The 19,588-nt window shown below is 69.8% G+C and carries 19 protein-coding genes; 11 read left to right on the forward strand and 8 right to left on the reverse strand.

Going from position 1 to position 19,588, the window contains the following annotated elements:
- Positions 1-108 precede the first annotated feature (108 nt).
- From ACIO3P_RS00355 to ACIO3P_RS00370, 4 genes are all read left to right on the forward strand, one after another.
- Positions 109-726, forward strand: coding sequence for a LysE family translocator (locus ACIO3P_RS00355; RefSeq protein WP_329824000.1), 618 nt, complete (start codon positions 109-111; stop codon positions 724-726).
- Positions 727-865: 139 nt separating this feature from the next.
- On the forward strand, positions 866-1,240 hold the full coding sequence (locus ACIO3P_RS00360) for a PaaI family thioesterase (RefSeq protein ID WP_401795297.1): 375 nt from the start codon (positions 866-868) through the stop codon (positions 1,238-1,240).
- 240 nt (positions 1,241-1,480) lie between these two features.
- Positions 1,481-1,987 (forward strand): DUF4158 domain-containing protein, encoded by a 507-nt coding sequence (locus tag ACIO3P_RS00365; protein ID WP_401849589.1) that lies wholly within the window; start codon positions 1,481-1,483, stop codon positions 1,985-1,987.
- A gap of 541 nt (positions 1,988-2,528) precedes the next feature.
- Positions 2,529-2,711, forward strand: coding sequence for a hypothetical protein (locus ACIO3P_RS00370; RefSeq protein ID WP_401849590.1), 183 nt, complete (start codon positions 2,529-2,531; stop codon positions 2,709-2,711).
- Between the two features lie 216 nt (positions 2,712-2,927).
- Here the strand turns inward: ACIO3P_RS00370 and ACIO3P_RS00375 are convergent, their stop codons facing one another.
- Positions 2,928-3,854: a LysR family transcriptional regulator gene (locus ACIO3P_RS00375; RefSeq protein ID WP_401849591.1), complete on the reverse strand. Its 927-nt coding sequence runs from the start codon at positions 3,852-3,854 to the stop codon at positions 2,928-2,930.
- A gap of 94 nt (positions 3,855-3,948) precedes the next feature.
- Between ACIO3P_RS00375 and ACIO3P_RS00380 the strand changes: the two genes are divergently transcribed.
- The 6 genes from ACIO3P_RS00380 to ACIO3P_RS00405 all read left to right on the forward strand — a co-directional run bounded on the left by ACIO3P_RS00380 (position 3,949) and on the right by ACIO3P_RS00405 (position 11,079).
- Entirely contained in the window at positions 3,949-5,058 is a 1,110-nt protein-coding gene (locus ACIO3P_RS00380) for an epoxide hydrolase family protein (protein WP_329823995.1), read from the forward strand.
- Positions 5,055-5,834, forward strand: a complete 780-nt coding sequence (locus ACIO3P_RS00385; protein WP_401849593.1) for an SDR family NAD(P)-dependent oxidoreductase — start codon at positions 5,055-5,057, stop codon at positions 5,832-5,834. The genes ACIO3P_RS00380 and ACIO3P_RS00385 overlap by 4 nt, the downstream gene beginning before the upstream one ends.
- A complete protein-coding gene (locus tag ACIO3P_RS00390) occupies positions 5,831-6,721 on the forward strand; it encodes a fumarylacetoacetate hydrolase family protein (RefSeq protein WP_365750009.1) in 891 nt (296 codons plus the stop codon). Before ACIO3P_RS00385 ends, ACIO3P_RS00390 begins: the two co-directional genes overlap by 4 nt.
- Positions 6,722-6,778: 57 nt before the next feature.
- A complete protein-coding gene (locus ACIO3P_RS00395; protein ID WP_401978109.1) occupies positions 6,779-7,684 on the forward strand; it encodes a hypothetical protein in 906 nt (301 codons plus the stop codon).
- A 388-nt stretch (positions 7,685-8,072) separates the two neighbouring features.
- Positions 8,073-8,960, forward strand: coding sequence for a tyrosine-type recombinase/integrase (locus ACIO3P_RS00400; protein ID WP_401849594.1), 888 nt, complete (start codon positions 8,073-8,075; stop codon positions 8,958-8,960).
- 256 nt (positions 8,961-9,216) lie between these two features.
- A complete protein-coding gene (locus ACIO3P_RS00405) occupies positions 9,217-11,079 on the forward strand; it encodes a glycoside hydrolase family 76 protein (protein WP_401849596.1) in 1,863 nt (620 codons plus the stop codon).
- Positions 11,080-11,132: 53 nt separating this feature from the next.
- On the opposite strand, the gene ACIO3P_RS00410 is transcribed toward ACIO3P_RS00405, so the two are convergent.
- The 6 genes from ACIO3P_RS00410 to ACIO3P_RS00435 all read right to left on the reverse strand — a co-directional run bounded on the left by ACIO3P_RS00410 (position 11,133) and on the right by ACIO3P_RS00435 (position 16,312).
- Complete coding sequence (locus ACIO3P_RS00410) at positions 11,133-11,291, reverse strand: hypothetical protein (protein WP_329823989.1); 159 nt, start codon at positions 11,289-11,291, stop codon at positions 11,133-11,135.
- A gap of 102 nt (positions 11,292-11,393) precedes the next feature.
- Complete coding sequence (locus tag ACIO3P_RS00415) at positions 11,394-12,134, reverse strand: hypothetical protein (protein ID WP_401849598.1); 741 nt, start codon at positions 12,132-12,134, stop codon at positions 11,394-11,396.
- Between the two features lie 10 nt (positions 12,135-12,144).
- The gene (locus ACIO3P_RS00420) at positions 12,145-13,056 is read right to left on the reverse strand and encodes a carbohydrate ABC transporter permease (protein WP_401794964.1); all 912 of its coding nucleotides are present in this window, start codon (positions 13,054-13,056) and stop codon (positions 12,145-12,147) included.
- Positions 13,053-13,949, reverse strand: coding sequence for a carbohydrate ABC transporter permease (locus tag ACIO3P_RS00425; RefSeq protein WP_401849600.1), 897 nt, complete (start codon positions 13,947-13,949; stop codon positions 13,053-13,055). Before ACIO3P_RS00425 ends, ACIO3P_RS00420 begins: the two co-directional genes overlap by 4 nt.
- The gene (locus ACIO3P_RS00430; RefSeq protein WP_329823985.1) at positions 13,946-15,214 is read right to left on the reverse strand and encodes an extracellular solute-binding protein; all 1,269 of its coding nucleotides are present in this window, start codon (positions 15,212-15,214) and stop codon (positions 13,946-13,948) included. Before ACIO3P_RS00430 ends, ACIO3P_RS00425 begins: the two co-directional genes overlap by 4 nt.
- Before the next feature lie 78 nt (positions 15,215-15,292).
- Entirely contained in the window at positions 15,293-16,312 is a 1,020-nt protein-coding gene (locus ACIO3P_RS00435; protein WP_329823984.1) for a hydroxyacid dehydrogenase, read from the reverse strand.
- Between the two features lie 224 nt (positions 16,313-16,536).
- On the opposite strand from ACIO3P_RS00435, the gene ACIO3P_RS00440 reads away from it, so the two are divergent.
- Positions 16,537-17,640 carry a substrate-binding domain-containing protein gene (locus ACIO3P_RS00440; protein WP_329823983.1) on the forward strand — a complete coding sequence of 368 codons (1,104 nt, stop codon included), beginning with the start codon at positions 16,537-16,539 and terminating at the stop codon, positions 17,638-17,640.
- A 12-nt stretch (positions 17,641-17,652) separates the two neighbouring features.
- Here ACIO3P_RS00440 and ACIO3P_RS00445 read toward each other — a convergent pair whose 3' ends face one another.
- Complete coding sequence (locus ACIO3P_RS00445) at positions 17,653-19,515, reverse strand: heparinase II/III family protein (RefSeq protein ID WP_329823982.1); 1,863 nt, start codon at positions 19,513-19,515, stop codon at positions 17,653-17,655.
- Positions 19,516-19,588: the final 73 nt, after the last annotated feature.

Here is a 19,588-nt window from a genome sequence, read left to right on the forward strand (position 1 = left end):
AATATTCTTCCCCTTAGAGCGCGATCATGGAGTAAGAACAGAAACACCTTCGGGCGTATTACGCCTAACCTTCCCTCTTGCACCAAGGAACGTGAGAGGGATCTATCGATGGACACGACGACTGTGGCGGCTTTCCTGGCAGTGGATCTGCTGCTGGTCCTCACCCCGGGCGCGGACTGGGCCTACGCGATCTCGGCCGGGCTGCGGGACCGGTCGGTCGTCCCCGCGGTCGCCGGCCTGATAGCCGGATACGCCGGTTACACGGTGCTCGCCGTCGCGGGTCTGGTGGTGATCGTGGCGAGTTCGGCGACCGTCCTCACCGCGCTGACCGTGGCCGGGGCCGCCTATCTCATGTGGCTGGGCTGGGGTGTGCTGTCGCGGCCGGCGGTGCTGGGGGCGTCCACGGAGAGCATGGCCTCCTCGCGTGGGCGGATCATGCTCAAGGGGGCCGGGATCAGTGGCCTCAATCCCAAGGCGCTGCTGCTGTACTTCTCGCTGTTCCCGCAGTTCATCGACCCCGCGGGCGGCTGGCCGGTCGCCGCGCAGACCGGGCTGTTCGGCACGCTCCACATGGTGGCCTGCGCCGTCGTCTACCTCGTCGTCGGCGTCCTCGCCCGCACCGTTCTGAAGACGCGGCCTTCCGCGGCCCGGGCCGTCACGCGCGTCTCCGGTGCCATGATGATCGTCATCGGCGGGTTCCTTCTGGTGGAACGGCTCGCCGGCTGACGACCCCGCACCACCCTGTTCACAGACCGTGATGTCCGTCGGAGGAGAACACGTGGAAGACCGGACGCCGCAGGAGCACGACCAGGCGAGCCCCGAGGTGCGACACCGCATCCGAACGAGCTTCGACCGCCAGGGGTTGATGACTCATCTCGGTGCGCGCATAACCCACATCGGCCCCGGTCGCGTGCACATCGTGCTCCCGAGCCGCCCCGAGGTGACCCAGCAGCACGGCTACTTCCACGCCGGCGCCACGAGCGCCGTCGCGGACACCGCCGGCGGGTACGCGGCCTTCACGCTGTTCCCCGAGGACACCGAGGTGCTCACCGTCGAGTACAAGATCAACCTCCTCGCGCCTGCCACCGGCGACCACATCGAGGCGGTCGGGACCGTCCTGAAGCCCGGACGCACGCTGACGGTGTGCCTGCTCGAGGTGTTCGGCGTCCAGGACGGACGGCGGAAACTCGTGGCCAACGGGCAGCAGACGCTGATCCGCGTGAACCGGCCCGAGCGGTGAGCCCGCGGCCGTCGTTGCCGTCCGCCGGGACCCCGGCGGCCGGGATCCCGGCCGCCGCGCGGCGGAGCGCCCCGACGGGCCGGTAGGCCGAGCCCTGCCCGTACGTCCGGGTGTGACCGAGATACGCGCCAAAGGGGCAACGGGATGATCTTGAAGCCCTGAGCGCCCTCCGCCCGTCACCCATTCGGCTCAGTCTCGTTGGTGGTGATGTTGAGCGTCGTCTGGGGCCTGGGGTGGGTGGTGACATCGATTGAACGGACCGCGTATCCGCGGTTCAAGCGGCTCATCACCGCGCATGAGCTGCACCTGTTCTTCTCCCCGAGCCGCGATGAGCTGAAGTGGGCGGCCGATGCCACGAACTGCGATGAGCATCTGCCGGCGCTGCTGCTGATGCTGAAGTCGTATCGGCGCATGGGGTGTTTCCCGGCGTTGGAGGACGTCCCGGAGATGGTGGTGGACTTCGTCCGGCGGGCGGTGGAGCTGCCGGAGGGCACGCTGCCGGTGTACCGGGCGGAGCGGACCGCCAAGCACCACCGGGGACTGGTCCGCAAGCAGGCCGGCGTGACATACGACCAGGCCAGGGCCCGCGGGATCGTCGAGCAGTCGATCCGCAAGGAGGCCGCGGCGAAGAACCGCCCGGCGGATCTGATCCGTATCGCGCTGGAGAAGGTGGTGGAGAACCCGGGCTGGAACTGCCCGGGTTCTCCACCTTCGACAAGATGGCCTCGAAAATCCGCACCGAGGTGAACGCCTCGATCTGCACGGGCATCCACGACCGCATGAGCGCCGCTCAGCGGGCGGGGCATCTCCTTCGCCACCCAGAACTGGCGCAAGGCCGTGGTCGACAAGACCCGGACCGGGCAGTTCGTCCGCAAGCGCTTCGAGGCGATGGTCTTCACCGCCTTCGCCGAGGAGCTGCGCACCGACGTGGCGGCGTGCTGGACGCCGGTGGTAGCGACTGGGACCCAGTCGCGAACAAGTCCGCCCGACCCGGCTCGGCTTCGTTATCTGGAGTCACCGAGGCACTGTCCAGGACGTGCAGCACGTACGGGTGAAGCCCCCTCGGCCCCGTCCTGGATGGGATTGCCTTCCGTCATCCCCGGAACCCGGCCAGCACGGCCGACCAGACAGCAACAGAGTCCCGCCATACCCGCTGAGCAGTACGGACGCTGAATCAGCGCCGCCTGCGCGCAGGACGGCTCTCCGGCCGCGGGGGCCTGCACTCGCGTGTGCCCTGCACGCCCTCAACGAGGTCTCCAACGGCGTCGGGCCGGGCCCCGCAGCCGCGGTGCTGCCCATCTCCTGCCCGGACGGATCCGTGCTCGGCCGGTTCGCGGCCGACACCCAGGACGCGGAGATCCTGGCCAAGCGCGTGCACGAGATGTCCGCCGACCGGTCGTACTCGCGGCGGGTCTTGCGCTGTATCAGGATGGCCGGGGTGCTGTCGAAAGGCTGGCATCGGGCGCGGTGAGCGCGGTGCACACCGGGTGTGGTGCTGACGCGCGAGGCGCAGCCCTGACCGCGCCGTACTGTCTATGCCCTGATCGAGCGCGGCCCGCTCGGCGTCGTCCAGTTCAGCGGTGCGCAGGACGTCCCCGGAGGAGATCCCCGATCTCGTCGGGACGCTGTGGCGGCAGACCAGGCACGGGCCATGATCGCTTGCGTATGCGGGCGGAGCTGCCGCTGATCATGTCGTGCGGATCGGTCCTGCACGGTGGGTTCCGGTAAGCAGAGCTTCGGCATGCTTGCGGAAAGCGGTGACCAGACGGCTGCGGTCGCCGGTGCGCGTGGCGAGTACGACCTGGCTCGGTTCGACCCCATGCAACGGGACGGTGGTGAGGCTGGGATGCAGGCCGGTCGCGTGGTCGAGGGGCGGCCCGATGGCCACGGCCTGCCCGGCGGCGATGAGTTCGTGTTTGTCCTCAAGGGCTTCGACCAGGGGGCCGTCGGGCGCGGGCCGCCCGTCGGGCCGGGGATCGAGCCGCCAGTAGGCGTTCAGCAACGGGTCGGACTGGCGTACGTGGGGGATCGGCTCGTCGGCGATGTCGCCGAGGGTGACCGACTCCTTGCCGGCCAGACGGTGGTCCCGGGGCACGACCAGTACGCGCGGTTCGTCGTGGAGGACGGTGACGCGCAGCTGGTCGGTGGGGAACGGCAGGCGCGTCACCACCGCGTCGACGCGGTGCTCCAGCAGCGCGCCGCGCGAGTCGTTCCAGGCGAGCAGGCGGGTGTGGACCTCGGCATCGGGATTGCGGTCGAGCAGGGCGCGCACGGCCGGAGTGATGACCAGCCCCTTGGTGTAGCCGATGGTGATGCTGCTGGGCCGGGCCGCGGCCCGGGTGCGGGCCATCGCCTCGACCGCGGCGCGCAGCACCCCCTGGGCCCGGGGCAGGAAAACCTCGCCGGCCTCGCTGAGCCGGGTGCCGCGCGTGGTGCGGTCGAGCAGGCGGACGCCCACTTGCTGTTCGAGGCGGCGGATCTGCCGGCTCAGCGACGGCTGGGTGGTGTGCAGCGCTTCGGCGGCACGGCCGAAGTGCTGGTACTCGGCGACCACCGTGAAGCACTGCACCAGCCGGAGGTCGAGGTCCACGGGTGCGGGGAAGCGTTCGGACACCATGCCACTCTAGCTGGCCTTATACGCAGCCTGTATTACATGTGTCGGAACAATCATTGGACTGCGCGCTTGTCGCGGCCGCACCGTGGTGACCATGACATCGGACAGCGTGACACCGTTTCGTATCGACATTCCGGACAGTGCCCTGGAGGATCTGAAGGACCGGCTCCACCGGGTACGCCTTGCTGGCCGGGAGACAGCGCCGGACAGCAGCCAGGGGGTGCAGCGGGAGCGCCTTGAGGGGCTGCTGGAGTACTGGGCCACCGGATACGACTGGCGCGATCTGGAGCGGCGGCTCAACGAGCTGGGCCAGTTCCGCACGACCATCGACGGTCTCGGCCTCCACTTCATGCACGTACGCTCACCCCGCCCCGACGCCACCCCCCTGTTGCTGCTGCACGGATGGCCGGGCTCGTTCCTGGAGTTCCTCAAGACCGTCGGCCCGCTCACCGAGCACGGCTTCCACCTCGTCGTCCCCTCGATGCCCGGCTACGGCTTCTCCGACCAACCCGCCTCGACAGGCTGGGGCCCGGACCGGATCGCCCGCGCGTACGGCGTGCTCATGTGGCGCCTCGGTTATGACTCCTACCTGGCCCAGGGCGGCGACTGGGGCGGCGTCGTCGCGACCCGCATGGGGGCGCAGCGCGTGACGGGCCTGCGTGCGATACACGTCAACTTCCCTGAGTTCCTCGCCGCACCACCGGTCGCCGACGCCCCGGCCCCTGAGGAGAAGGCCGCACTCGAACAGGGCAGCCGCTTCTTCGCCGTCCATTCCGGATACCACGTCGTGCAGCGCACCCGGCCGCAGACCATCGGCTACGCCTTGACCGACTCCCCGGCCGGGCAGGCCGCCTGGATCTACGAGAAGTTCCTCGACTGGGCCCGGCCCGACGCCCTCACCCCCGACGAGATCCTCGACCACATCTCCCTGTACTGGTTCACCGGCACCGCTGCTTCCTCCGCCCGCCTGTACTGGGAGTACGCCCGGCAGCCGCTCGCTCTGACCGAGCTGGACCTTCCCGTTGGGGTCAGCGTCTTCCCGGACGAACTGACGCGTACCCCGCGCATCTGGGCCGAGCGCGCCTATCACGACCTGCGCTACTTCAACGACGACATCCCCGCGGGCGGACACTTCGCCGCCCTGGAGCAGCCTGAGCTGTTCGTCGAGGAGATCGTCAAGTTCGCGCGGACGGTGGCCGCATGAAGACGGTCGTGATCACCGGGGGCACGGACGGCATCGGGCGCGGCCTCGCCCGTATCCACCTCGGGCGTGGGGACCAGGTCGTGGTCGTCGGGACGGACAAGGCCAAGGCCGAGCCCGGCGCCTGGTTCATCCGGGCCGACCTGGAGCTCATCGACGAGAACAGGCGGCTGATCAACCGGCTCTCCGCCGAGCTCGACACGATCGACGTCCTTGTCCTGGGTGCCCGGTTCCAGCGCTCCAGGCGTAGGGAGACCGCCGACGGCCTGGAGTCCGACTTCGCGCTGACCTGCCTCAGCCGTTTCCTGCTCAGCCACGGCCTGGCCGGCCTACTCGGCCGCGCCGCGGATCCGGTCGTGCTCAACTTCGGCGGCGCCGGGCGTTTCGGGCCCCCACGTTGGGACGACCTTCAGCAGCGGACGCAGTATCACGGCCTCACCGCGATGATCCAGGCCGGAATCCTCAACGCTGCGCTCGCGGTCGACCTCGTCGGCCGTCACCCCGCCATCCGGTACGTGAACACCTTCCCCGGCACCGTCGCCACGAGCTTCGCCGGCGATTACGACGAGGTCGAGGCCGCGCAGATCGGTTGTCTTCGCGCGACCGGTAAATCCGTGGAGACCGCCGTCAAGGAGATCCTGCCGTTCCTGGATTCCGGCGCCCCGGGCCACCCCGTCGCCGTGAGCGAGGGAAGCGCCGTCCCCCTGGACCCTCAGGCATCCTCCCTCGCCGACGCGCGGCGGCTCTACGACTACACCCGGGAGGTGCTTGCCCGATGAAGTGGGTCAGCTACCGCTCCGCCGACGGCTCCACGCGCTGCGGCGTGGTGCACGACAACAGGATCCACGCCGTGGGCTTGGGCCTGTTGAAGCTGCTGCGCGCCGAAGGCGGGCTGGAGGCCGCGGCAACCAGAGAACCGTCTGAGATCGTCGAGTTGGCTACGGCCGACCTGCTGCCGCCGATACCGGTGCCCCCGGCGGTCCGGGACTTCGCAGCGTTCGAACGTCACATCAGTAACGCGGGTAAGGCAGCCGTTGGCGACGGCAGGGTCAGCCCGGTCTGGTACGAGTATCCGCTCTTCTACTTCTCCAACCCGGCGGCGATCAAGGGACCGCACGACGAGGTCCCCATCGCCCCGGGCGCTCAGTTGTGGGACTACGAGGTCGAGGTCGCCGCGGTGATCGCCGGGGACTGCTCGAACCTTGACGCCGCCACCGCGGAGAATCACATAGCCGGCTACCTGGTCTACTGCGACTGGAGCGCACGCGATATCTCCGCGAGCGAGATGGGGTTCGTGTACGGCCCGTCCAAGAGCAAGGACGCCTCGACCAGCCTCGGCCCGTTCCTCGTCACCCCCGACGAACTGGAGCCCTACCGCTCGGGCAAAGGCTATGCCCTGCGGATGGACGGGTACGTCAACGATGAGCATTACGGCGGCGGCAGCTGGGACGAGATCCACTGGTCGTTCGGCGAGATGCTGGCGCACGCGTCGCGCGGCACCTCGCTGCGAGCCGGTGACATCCTCGCCAGCGGCCCCGTGGGCACCGGCTGCATCCAGGAGTTGTCCGGCCGCCGCCGCTACCTGGCACCGGGAGACACGGTCCGGATCGAAGTGCAGGAACTCGGCGCGATCTCCGCACGGATCACCGCGCCAGAGCCGTCCTGACGTACCGGATGCACCAAAAACAATGTTGCCCCTTCCACTTGTCGGGAGACCACCGAGATGCGTCTCGCCAGCACCTTCGCTCGCGCTGACATGGATCTGAACGCCGTCCGCGAGGTCAGCCTCACCATCAACGCGACCCACCTGTTCGTCTACTTCATCCCCGAGGCACCGGAAGAGGCCGCCAAGCTGGGCGTAACCGAGTACGCACCGGCGTACTTCGCGTTCCGGTCAGCCCCGATGGGCGCAGTCCCATGGCAGGTCACACTCGCGGCCTTCTACAACTTCAGCCCGCGGTCGGTGCAGGTCATGGCAGGCGTGTGGGACACAGCGACGCCAGAGGAGTGGCAGGCCGCTCGCTTCGCAGCCGTCGATCGTGCGTTGCAGCGCGTCGACGTGAGCCTCACCGCCGATCAGATCGCCGAGGCACGATCGCTGATCGCCCCGGTCGTCGCGAGCGCCGACTACGCCGGGAAGACGATGGCTGCCGCCAACGCCTCGGTCCCCCTCCCAGCCGATCCGCTCGTCGCGCTATGGCAGCAGATCACGGTGCTGCGCGAGTGGCGCGGCGACGCGCATGTCACCGTGCTCGCCGCCAACGACCTCGGGCCGTGTGACTGCAACGTTCTGCAAACCGCGACAGGTCACTTCCCGGAAGCGATCGCGCGCGCCACCCGGCTGTGGGACGACGAGGAGGTGGCTGCGGCAACAACACGCCTCGTTGCTCGCGGCTGGCTCAACGCCGACGGCACCGCTACCGATGCCGGCATCGCGGCGCGCGAGCAGATCGAGGTCGAGACCGACGAGCACTGCGCGGCGCTGTGGACGCCGATCGGCGACGCCAACATCCGTCGCCTCACCTCGCTCATCATGCCGATCCACGACGCGTTCACCGCAGCCGGGACATACCCCTTCCGCGTGGAGAGGGGAGACACGCAGTCCGCCGATCCGGAGGCCGCCAGGTAGGCCCCGTTCTCGTGTAACCGCGACGAACGGACAAGTAGCAGGGTGACGCTGAGGGCTGAACCGGGCGCGAGGGCCGAGGGCACAGCGATCATCGGTAGCAGTGATTCCGCTTATCGGACTTCCGGTGCGCCTGACGGCTCGTCAGCGCGGTGCCGCAGTAAATGCCGGATTTACTGCGGCAGTCCCGGGAAGGCGGAGCGGGCATGACAATCGAGCCGGTGACCGAGCTCGGGAACGAGGGCGCACTTCGGTTGCCGCGCGCTCGGGTCGTACCTCTGTCCGCCCCGCCCGCGTCGTACACCGCGGCGGTCGAGCGGTACCTCACCGGCGCGGGCCTCGCGAAGTCCTCCGCGCGGATCTACCGGATCTCGCTGACGACCTGGGGTGGATGCTCACCGGTGAACCGGCGCCGACCGGAGCCGCCCGCCGGGGCGCGAAGCCGCCCGTCTTCCCCGTCGCCGCGATCGACGACCTGGCGCTGCCCGAGGTGCCGGCCGAGCCGGCGGCGGCGCGCGCGGACGAGATGGACGCCGACACCGTCAACCGGGAGTTGTCCATCGCGCGCAAGGCGATCGGCCGGTGGCAGCGCCAGGGCTGGATAGAAGGCGACCCGACGATCGGCATCGAGCGGCGGCCGGCACCGCCGGACCGCACCAGGGCTCTCGCGGAGAATCAGATCGCTGCCCTGTGGCGCCTCGACGTCGCGCTGCGGGAGAAGACGCGGTGGAAGACGCTCTACGAGTCTGCCGCACGGGCCGACGAGGTGCTGTGCCTGAACGTGAACGTGGAAGACCTGTGCCCGCAGGACAAGCGGGGGAAGATCACCGCCAAGGGCGGGGCGACCGAGTGGATTCACTGGCGGTCCGGCACCGCCCAGCTCCTGCCCCGCCTCATCGCCCGCCGCACCCGCGGCCCGCTGTTCCTCACCGACCGCAAGGCGCCGGCCGGAACACCGACGCTCGACGTGTGCCCGGAGAACGGCCGGGCCCGGCTCTCCTACCGCCGCGCTGAGGAGATCTTCGAGGAGAACACCCGGCTGCCGGCCAACCCTCTCGCCTCACCCGACGACATCGAGGACCTGGACGGCTGGACCCTGCACCGGCTACGGCACAGTGCCCTCACGCACGACGCGGAGGACGGCGCCTCCACCCCGATGCTGCTGGCCCGCTCCCGCCACGCCTCGGTCCGCTCTCCGGAGCGATACGCACGGCCCGGCGTCGACTCGGTCGCTCGGCACGTCGCCGAACGCGACCCCGCTGCACGTCGCCGCACGTAGATCCGTGCGGATCAGGGCTTCAAGATCATCCAGTTGCCCCTTTGGCGCGTATCTCGGTCACACCCCTACGTCCGGGCGTGGCCGACCGAGGCCGCGCGGGGCCACGCGCCCGACCACGTTGTCCGTATGTGGTCTGGACTTGTGTCCGGGTGAGTGCTGTGGTGTTCGCGCAGCGGGAGCAGCCCCAGGACGGCCGTCCTCCACGGGCGGCCGTCCCTTCCTTCCGCGTACGGCCCCCTTGGAAAGGCGGTACGTCATGTCAGCGCGGACCCATCCCGTCGTCGGCGGTCTTCTGGCCCTGTTCCTGGCACTGACCGGCCTCGTCGCCCTCCCCAGCCCCTCCCATGCCGTGGCACCGGTCTGTGCCCTGGCGTGCGACACCCTGGACCCCTCGAAGGCGCGGCAGGACACCTTCCCGGTGCCGGCCAGGACCATCAACGGCCGGATCCTCCGGCTGCATGTCTCCGACCCGGACAGCATGGCCTGGGCGAGCATCGACAACGGCGTGAGCGGCGACTCGGTCTGGCTGGACCGGTCCTGGGACCGGGGCGCCACCTGGGAACCGCTGCTCGGCAAGGCGAGCGTCCCCGGCACATGGACCGGTACCCGCACGCTGATGTACAACATCACCGACCCGGTGGAGCACCGGCGCGGCTGGATCCGCGCCTGCGGTGACGCCGCCGCCGTCACGTGCACCGACTGGGTGTATCCGACGGTGTGCGACGGCTCGTTCTGCGACGGCGCCGACCCCGCCACCGCGTCGGGCGACGACACACCCGTACCGTCCGTCACCCTCTTCGGGCGCGCCATCAGCCTCCATGTCGACCAGCGCAGCGGCCTGGCCTGGGGCGTCATCGGAAACGGCGGCGCGGGCGACGAGATCTGGCTGGACCGCTCCTGGGACGGCGGTACGAGTTGGCCCGAGGGTTCCTCCCTCGGCCGTACGAGCGTGTCGTCCGGGGCGGTTTCGGCGCGGACCGCCCTGTTCGCCACCCGGGACCCGCACGGCCTCCTGTACGGCGGGGCGGTGCGTGCCTGTGGCCGCGAGGCCGCCCACCAGGAGGGCGGCTGCACGGCCTGGGTGAGGCCGGCGCCGACCCGGGCGCGCGCGGCGGCCGACGCGCTGATGGCGTCGTACCGCACCGATGAGGGCTGGTGGCACAGCAGTTGGTGGAACTCGGCCGTCGCGATCACCTCGGTCGTCGACTTCGCCGAGCGGACCGGGCGGCACGACTACGACTGGGCGATCTCCCGCACCTTCGAGCAGAACCGCGGCGTCTTTCCCGCGGGCGCGCGCGGTTCGGACCCGATCGAGGGCCATTTCATCAGCCGCGCCGTCGACGACGCGGCCTGGTGGGCGGTGGCCTGGCTGGCGGCGTACGACTACACGGGCGAGCGGCGCTACCTGGACGAGGCGGTGACGATCACCTCGTACGTCCAGCAGCACTGGGACACCGGGACGTGCGGCGGCGGGGTGTGGTGGGACCGGGAACACACCTACAAGAACGCGGTGACCAACGGGCTGTACCTGTGGCTGACCGCCTCGCTGCACGAGCGGCTCGGCAGCGACACCCTGTGGGGCGCCCGTGCGGTCACGGCGGCGGACTGGTACCTCGCCAGCGGGATGATCAACTCCTCGGGCCTGGTCAATGACGGGATCGCCACGGGGTGCGGCAACAACGGTCAGACGGTGTGGAGTTACAACCAGGGTCTCGCCATCGGCGCCTTCACCCAGCTCTGGCGGTCCACCGGGAGCGGCCGGTACCTGGACACGGCCCGGCGCCTGGCCGACGCCGCGATGTCCTCGCCGATGCTGACCAGCGGCGGTGTGCTGACCGAGTCCTGCGACCTCGGCACGAGGTCCTGCGACGACAACCAGAAGCAGTTCAAGGGCATCTTCATGCGGCACTTCTCCGACCTGGCGGACGCCACCGGTTCGGCCACCTACCAGGCGTACATCAGGAAGCAGGCCGACTCGATCTGGGCCACCGACCGGGACTCCCTCAACCGCCTCGGCCAGCGCTGGTTCGGCACGCCGCCCAACCCGGCCGACTGGCGCACCCAGGCCGGCGGGCTGGAAGCGCTGACGGCCGCGGAGGATCTCCGGGGCGCGGGCTGACGGCCGGCGGACGCGGACCCCGGGGGCTCAGGCGGACGCGGGCTCCCGGGCACTCAGCGGCGGGCTTTCCAGCAGCCCCAGGCGAGGAACGCGAGGAGCGCGGTGACCGCCAGATCACCGACGCCGATCGGCGCCCCGGGCTCCTTGGAGGCGATGCTGCCGACGGCGAGCGCAGCGAAGAGCACCGCCAGCCCCATCCAGAATCTCGTCACGGCCACCCCCACGCGGATCCGACAGCCACCGTACCGCCCGCGCCCCCTGACCGGCGCGGGCGGTCGGCTCTTCGGTGAGGCCGAGGTGCCGGCGTCATGGCCTCACGGGGTCCCGGGCCGGTCGTCGGGCCGGGTGCCCTTGTCCGCCCGTACCGCCGCCGGACCCGCTGATTCGATCATGGCGCAGGAGTTGCGCCAGACGACGGACAGCACACAGCCGGGCACGACGGCCAGGCCGAGCAGCGGCGCCTGATTGACGATCACGAGGGTGACCGCGAGCAGCCCGAGGTTCATCAGACCGAGCGGCCAGCGGCGTATCAGCGCGTACGGCGCCGCCAGGAGGGGGTGTTTCCTGGTGTGCGGGGCGTCGTACGCCAGGCAGGCCATCGCCACGACGCCGGAGCTTCCCGTGACGAGTACGGCCACGACGAGCAGCGGCACCAGCGCGAGTCCCCACGCGGAGTCGCGCAGGACGAACACGTCGGTGGTGGCCATGGCGATCAGCAGTACGCACGGCGTCCAGAGGAGCAGCGCCCGGCCGGACAGACGCCGGTAGGCGCGCAGCAGTTCGGCGACCGGGGCCCGCTCGTCGTCGTCGGCCCGGCGCAGATAGCCGAACACGGCGGCGAGCGACGGACCGATGCCGAGGGACAGGAGCCCGAAGAACACCGGGTACCGCCACGGCTGGTGGGCCACGTACAGGGCGACCAGCAGGGGCAGGTTCGCCGCCGCGAGGCCGAGGTTGACCACCAGGACCCGGTGGACGAACGACCAGATCAGGTCCCAGGACCCGTACCCCACGTTGAGCCGGGGACGTCGGCCGGTGACGGGTGCGCCGCTCATCGTACGCACCTCACTTGATTCCGCTGGTGGCGATGCCTCGCACGAAGTAGCGCTGGCCGAAGAGGAAGATCACCAGGATGGGCAGCACCGACAGCACCGAGCCGGTCATGATCATGGCGTACCGGGTGTCGTACATCCCCACGAACTGACGCAGACCGAGCTGCACGGTCCAGAGGTTGTTGTCCGTCAGATAGATGAACGGCCCCATGTAGTCGTTCCACGTGTTGACGAAGGTCAGCAACGCCAGGCTGGCGAGCGCCGGCTTGGAGAGCGGGAGGATCATGCGGGCCCAGATGCCGTACTCGCTGAGCCCGTCCAGGCGCGCGGCCTCGCTGATCTCGTCGGGAATGGTCAGGTAGAACTGGCGCATCAGGAAGACCCCGAACGCGCCGAACGCCTGAAGAAGGATCAGCGAGAGATGGGTGTTCACCAGCCCGAGCTTCTCCATGATGATGTACTGCGGAACCATGTATGCCTGCCACGGCACGGCGATCGTCGCGATGTAGCCGAGGAACAGCGCGTCCCGTCCGGGGAATTGCATCTTGGCGAAGCCGTAGGCCGCGAAGCTTCCGGTGAGTACCTGGAGCGCGGTGATGGTGATGCTGAGGAAGAGCGAGTTGTTCAAGTAGGTGAGCAGCGGGATGTCGGTCCAGATCTGGGAGAAGTTCTCCCAGTGGAACTCCTTCGGTATCCACTGGATCGGGACGGTGAAGACGTCGTTGTCCGCCTTGACCGAGGACGTCATCATCCAGGCGAACGGCAGCAGGATCGCCGCCGCCAGCGCGATCAGTCCTGTGTGGAGGAGAATCTGGCCGGCGATCCTCCCCGCACCGCTCCGGCCGCCGGTCCTGCCCGTTTCCGGGGCGGCCGGTGGTGGCGTCCCGGTCGCCGTGCTGTCCTTTCGCAGCGTGGTCGTGTTCATCGGTCGTACCTCCGCTGGAGCTGGAACTGTACGAGGGTGATCGTCAGGACGAGGAGGAAGAGCACCAGGGAGATGGCCGAGGAGTAGCCGAATCTGCCCTGGGTGATGCCCTGCCGGAAGATGAGCTGCGAGAGCACCAGTGTCGAGCGTCCCGGTCCGCCCTCGGTCATGACCTGGACCAGGTCGAAGACCTTGAAGCTGGACACCGTGAGCATGACCAGCACGAAGAAGGTGGTGGGCCGGAGCCCGGGCAGCGTCACATGCCAGAACCGCTTCCACGCGCCGGCGCCGTCCATGCGCGCGGCTTCGTAGAGTTCACCGGGGATGGCTTGGAGCCCGGCGAGATAGAGCACCATGTAGTACCCCATGTCCCGCCACACGCTGGTGATGATGAGCGCGGGCATCGCCCAGTCGGTGGAGGTCGTCCAGCCCGGCGGGTCCGCGACGCCCACGTACCTCAGGAACTGGTTGACGGGCCCCACTTCGGGGCTGAGCAGCATGTTCCATACGACGGCCACGGCGACCAGCGAGGTGATGTACGGGAAGAAGAACGCCGTGCGGAGGATTCCCACACCTTTGAGCTTCTGGTTCAGCAGCACCGCGAGGCCGAGGGCCGCCGCCAGGGTGAGGGGGATGTGACCGGCCGCGTACCACGAGGTGTTCTTGAACGCCGTCCAGAAGTTGTCGTCGTCGAGCATCCGCCGGAAGTTGTCGAGCCCGATCCACTGGGGTGTCGAGTACGAGTTCCAGTCGGTGAAGGCCAGCAGCAGCGACCCGATCACCGGGATGAGCGTCAGGGCCGCGAAGCCCAGGAAGTTCGGGAGGATGAAGCTCCAGCCGACCAGTGTGGCGCGCCGGCGCTTGCCGGCGGTGGTCTCCGAGAGTGTGGTCACTGGACTTCGGACTTCACTCGCTTGTTCATCTCCTCGATGCCCTTCTCGACGGACTTGTCACCCGTCATCACGAGTTCGTGCTCCTCCTCGATGATCTGGTCGATGTCCGAGGTCTTGTCGCTGACCGGCATCTCCAGCTTCACGGCGTCCGGCTTCATGGCCTTCCTGGACAGCTCGTCGGACGGCATGCCCTGGACGCCGAAGTACGACTTCATGACCGCGTCGCTCGTGTACGAGGGGACGACACCGATCTTGGCGATGGCCTCCGCGCCCTTCGGGCCCGAAGCCCACTTCACGAACTTCTCGGCCTCCGCCGATCGCCTCGCGTTCTTGTTCACGGCGAACGCGGTCGGCGAGCCGAACGTCGTCGTCTTCCCGTCGGCCGCGATCTGCGGCAGCGGCGCTATGCCCCAGTCGACGTCGGTCTTGCCCTGGGCCTTGTCCGCCAGCAGGCCGGCGGCGAGCCAGCTCCCCATCGGCACCATGCCGACCTTGCCGCCCTCGAAGATCGTCTTGTAGGTGACCTTCTGGCTCTTGGCCGTCGCGAACGGCATCGTGGCACCGGCCTTCTGGAGGTCCAGGGCCGTCTCGTACTGGTCCTTGAAGAAGCCGTAGTCGCCGCCCAGCAGGTCGCCACCGGTCTGGGCGGCGGCGGTCGCCTGGACCACCGAGCGCCAGGTCTCCAGATAGGTGCCGTAGACCTTGGACGTGCCCTCGCCCTTGGTGATCTTCTTCGCCAGGTCCGCGTAGTCGGCCCAGGTGAGGTCCGACAGATCGGCGCCGGTCGGCTCGGTGAGCGCCTTGTTGTAGAAGAGCACCCAGAAGTCGTGCCGATAGGGCATCGCGTAGTAGTGGCCGTCCAGATCGAACGGCTCCAGTCCGGAGTACGACGCCTTGTCGAGCGCCTTGACCTCACTGTCGAGGGACTTCAACTGGCCGCGTGTGGCGTACCGCGCGTAGTCGGTGACGTTCTTCATCGTCAGTACGTCGGTGGAGTCGCCGCCCGCGAGCATGGTGGTGACCTTCTCGGCGTAGGTGTCGGCCAGGATGTCGACCGGCTGTACGTCGATCTTCGGGTTCTCCGCCTCGAAGCCGTCGATCAGCGCCTTGAACTCGGGGGTGGTGTCGTAGTTCCACAGCGCGATCTTGACCACCGTACGGCCGTCGGAGGTGGTGTCGGAACCGCCTCCGCCTCCGCCGCATCCGGCGGCGAGCAGGCTCACGGCGACGGCGGCCGTCAGGGCTCTTGCTGGGGTCTTCCTCATGATGTGCGGCTCCTTCGAGTTGTCTGTTCTTGCCGGATGCGGCGCCGTGGGTACGCGCCCGCGCGGGTTCCGAGGCGCTCAGGCGCTCAGCCCGAGCGCCCAGTTCTCCGCCGTGATCTCCGCCCGCAGGGGCTGCCGGGCGGACCACCGGGCCAGTTCGTCCATCGCGTGGTCCGTGAGACGTCCGATCTCCGAACCGAGCGAACCTGCCACATGGGGGGTAATCATGACGCGGGCCAGTCGCCGGAGCGGAGAGCCGGCAGGCAGCGGCTCGGGCTCGGTGACGTCGAGGATGGCGAAGAGGCGGCCCGCCGCGCACTCCGCGGCCAGTGCGTCGGAGTCGATCAGGCTGCCGCGCGCGGTGTTGATCACCGTGGCGCTGTCGGGCAGCATGCTCAGCTCCGCGGCGCCGATCAGGTTGCGGGTCTCGGGCAGTTCGGGCGCGTGCAGGGTCAGTACGTCGACCCGCGGCAGCATGTCCGCCAGGTCGACCAGGGTCGCGCCCGCCCGGTCGACCTCGGCCGGATCCGCGTACGGGTCCGCGACCAGGCAGGTGGTGTCGCCGAGGACCTTCAGCAGCTCGACGACCTTGCGGCCGATCCGGGAGAACCCCACCACCCCCACGGTTCTCCGGAAGTTGGACAGGTCCCCGTAGCCGGTGACCGTTCCCCAGCCCTCGTAGGCGCGCAGCTCGTCGGCCGCGAGGAAAGGAGCCTTCTTGCCGGCGAAGATGATGGCCGCCAGCGTGTATTCGGCGACCGGAGTGGCGTTGGCGTCGGCCCCGCTGGTCACACGGATCCCGCGGCGCCACACCTCGTCCCCCACCAGACCGCGCACACTGCCCGCGCAGTGCAGCACCGCCTTGAGGGCCGGCGCCGCCGCGAGACGCTCCGAGGTCAGCCGGGGCGCGCCCCAGGACGTCAGCATCACCTCGACGTCCGTCAACCGGGCCCGTACCGATGGGGAGTCGAGGTCGCCGGTCCACACCGGATCGCCCAGTTCCACCAGACTCGCCAAGCGTTCGAGTCGGGCTGCGTCGAAGTGCGCGTCGAAGCTCTGCCTGTCCATCACGACCAGCGCCTGGGGCTTCGTCTGCATCGGGTGTCGAATCCTTCCCATGGGCGCCCGGCCGTGGCCGGCGCCGCCCTGTTCGTTGCCGTACCGGCAGTTCCTTGCCGAACGCGTGGGAATAGAGATAGTGGTGTGGCGTACGGATTCACTAGAGGTCGCACACAAACGAAGCGAAACGTTCAGAGTCGAACAGGAACGTTGACACGTATGTCGAGCAGGTACGTCGAGCAGGTACGAGGACAGGTGACCGGATGACGGATGAGCGGCTCTTCGCCCTGCAGCGCAGGGAGCGGCTGATGGACGAGTTGCGTCGGCACGGTTCCCTGCGGGTCCGGGACGTGGCGCGGAACCTGGCGGTCAGCGAGCTGACCGTACGGCGCGACATCGCCGCGCTCGCCGCCCGTGGTCTGCTCACCCGCGTGCACGGCGGCGCCACCCTGCCGACCGATCTCGACGCGGTCCCGGCGCGCCGCCCCCGCCCCGCGTCGACGCCGTTCACCATCGGCATGGTCGTGCCGTCGCTGGACTACTACTGGCCGCAGATCGTGGGCGGCGCCCGGAGCGCGGCCGTCGCGCTCGGCGTACAGATCCAGTTGCGCGGATCGAGCTACGACCAGGCCGAGGACCGCCGCCAGATCAGCCGGCTGATCGCCGCCCAGCAGGTCCAGGGGCTGCTGCTCGCGCCGAACCTGGAGGGCGAGGGGCTCGACGAGATGATCGACTGGATCGGCGACCTTCCGGTGCCCGCCATCCTCGTCGAACGGCAGATCCAGCGGTGGACCCCGACGCCACGCCAGTTGGGGTGGGTACGCAGCGATCACGCGCTCGGCATGGAGATGGCCGTGCGCCATCTCCACGAGCACGGCCACCGCAGGATCGGACTGGTGCTGTCGAAGGGCAGCCCGACCTCGGCCCATCTCGCGCAGGGTTGGCACAAGGCGTGCGCGGAGCTGGGCCTGCCGGACGGGTTCGTGGTCAGGGAGAGCGTCGCCCTCGACGTCCCCGGCCACCGGGAGATCATCAGGTCCGTCCTGGACCGGTCCCGGACGTCCCGGATCACCGCCCTGATCGTGCACAGTGATCCGGACGCGATGTCCGTCGCCCAGTACCTGACGGAACAGGGCCTGACCATCCCCGGGGACATGGCGATGGTCAGTTACGACGACGAGGTGGCCCACCTCGCGGAACCGGCGATGACCGCGATCCGCCCGCCCAAGTCCCGCGTCGGCCGGATGGCGGTCGAGATGATGGTGTCCCGGCTGCGGGAAGGGCGGCGCCATCCGGCCCAGCGGGTTCTCGTCCTGCCGGAACTGGTCCTCCGTAACTCGTCGGTCAGGACGGCGACGGGCGTCTGACCGTACGCCGGCTCAGCGGGCCCGTTCGATCCGTACCCGCGGCGGGGCCGGTGCTTCGCCGGGGGCGCGGGACAGGTCGGCGGTCAGGGTGAGCCGGGTCAGGCGGTGGCCCCAGGAGCGGCGCAGGGTGGGGTCCGCGATCGGCTGGTGTTCGAGAGCGCCGGTCAGCAGGGCGGGGTCCCAGGTGAGCTGGAGCGTGCCGCCGCCCGCCGTGTCGACCACGGCCCGGCCCGCGTGGAGCCGTACGTCACCGGCGATGACGTGCCGCAGCGCGAGCACGCCGGGTCCTTCGGGTCCGGCGGCCGGTGCGTCGGTGACCACGATGTGCGCCGGTTCACCGGCGGTGGCGCGTACCAGCCGTACGGTACGGTGCGACGCGCCGAGCAGACCTTCGGGATAGGCGGGCGCGAGATCCGCGTACCACTCGGTGGCGCGGTCCCCCACCTCCGCCCGTACGTCGCGGGCGCGGTGCCCGGCACCCGGCAGTTGCCCGGCGCCGGGGTCGGGCACGTTGTGCCAGGCGCTGCGCAGCGGCCAGGCGTCGTACCGGTCGGGGCCGAAGCTGGCGGCCGTGTACGTCGGCTGCCCGATGTCGACGATCACCGGCTCGCCGTCCAGGGCGACCCAGTAGGAGCCGACGTCGAGGTGGTTGTGGCGTTCGTCGTTGTGACCGCCCTTGACGGCGAGGGCGAGCCCTTCGGTGGTGCCGGCGCGCTCCCTGGCGACGAGCACCTGCACCCGCGGCAGCCAGATGTCCCTGGGCAGCCAGGCACCGTCCTCGCCCGCGGCGGGTTCCCGGCCGGTCGCGGCGCGCCAGGCGGGGTCGGAGAGCCCGGACAGCGCGCGGCCCAGGCCGTCCTCGTGGCGCGCGGTGACGCCTCGCGCCACGCCGCGGGCCAGCGCGTGGGCGCTGACGTCGGGGTCGCCGAGTCGGGTGCCCCAGCGGTACAGGACGTGCCAGGGCTGCTCGTCGGGGAGGCGGGCCGGCGCGTCACCGACGTTGACGTACCACGGTCCGCCGAAGTGCATGCGGTAGGGGTAGCGCACGAGTTCGGCGAGCACCGGCAGGCCGCGCGCGTCGCACGGCGCCCCGCCGACGGCGGCGAGCAGATCGAGCGCCTCCATCAGCCGGCAGGCGCCGAGCCACCAGTAGGCGACGCCCTCGTCCACACCTCCGTCGTCGGGCAGCACCTCGACGAAACGGTCGAGGCCGACGGCGACCAGCCGTACGAGCTCGGCGCGCTCCGCCTCGTCGTCGCAGAGCAGGAGAGCCGCCGTCAGCACCGAACCGTGCACCCACGGGTTCCAGTTGTGGGCGTCACCGTCGAGGCCGATCCAGTGCCAGTCCCTGATCCGCAGGAAGGGTTCGAGGACGCGCAGCCGGACCTCGCGCCGCAGCCTGCGGCGCAGCCCGGGAACCCGCTCGTCGAGGTGGGGGCCGAGTACGTGATCGGCCCAGGCCAGCAGCGAGGCGACCTCGGCGGCGCCGAGGTCGAGGAACGGCTCGTCGGGATCCGGTACGACCTCGCCGCGCCGCGTGGTGAAGCGGTCGTGCGGCGCCCAGCACCAGGTGCTCGCCTCGGCGAGCGCCATGAGCGCGTCGGCCGCCGCGTCGAGGTACGGGGCGGCGCCGGGCGGCGCCTGCGCGGGTGCGGACTCCCCGGTCAGTACCGCCGCGAGGACGAACAGCGCGGTGCGGTGACGCAGCGCGCGGGCCTGGTCCTCGTACTCCGTGCGCACCCCGTCGCGGAAGGCGCGGGCCCAGTCGGAGGCGCGCAACACCGGTGCGGGGCGGCCGAGTTCCTTCTCGGCCTCGGCGAGGAGCGCCGTGCGGGTCGCCCCGTCCACCGCGTCCCAGGTTCCGCGGTCGGTCACCGGGGGGACCGGTACCCGCCGGGGTGCGTCCCGCAGTCCGGCGTCGAGGTCTTCGGCCTGAGCTATGTTTGCT

It is taken from the genome of Streptomyces sp. NPDC087310 (assembly GCF_044744405.1).
Lineage (GTDB): Bacteria > Actinomycetota > Actinomycetes > Streptomycetales > Streptomycetaceae > Streptomyces.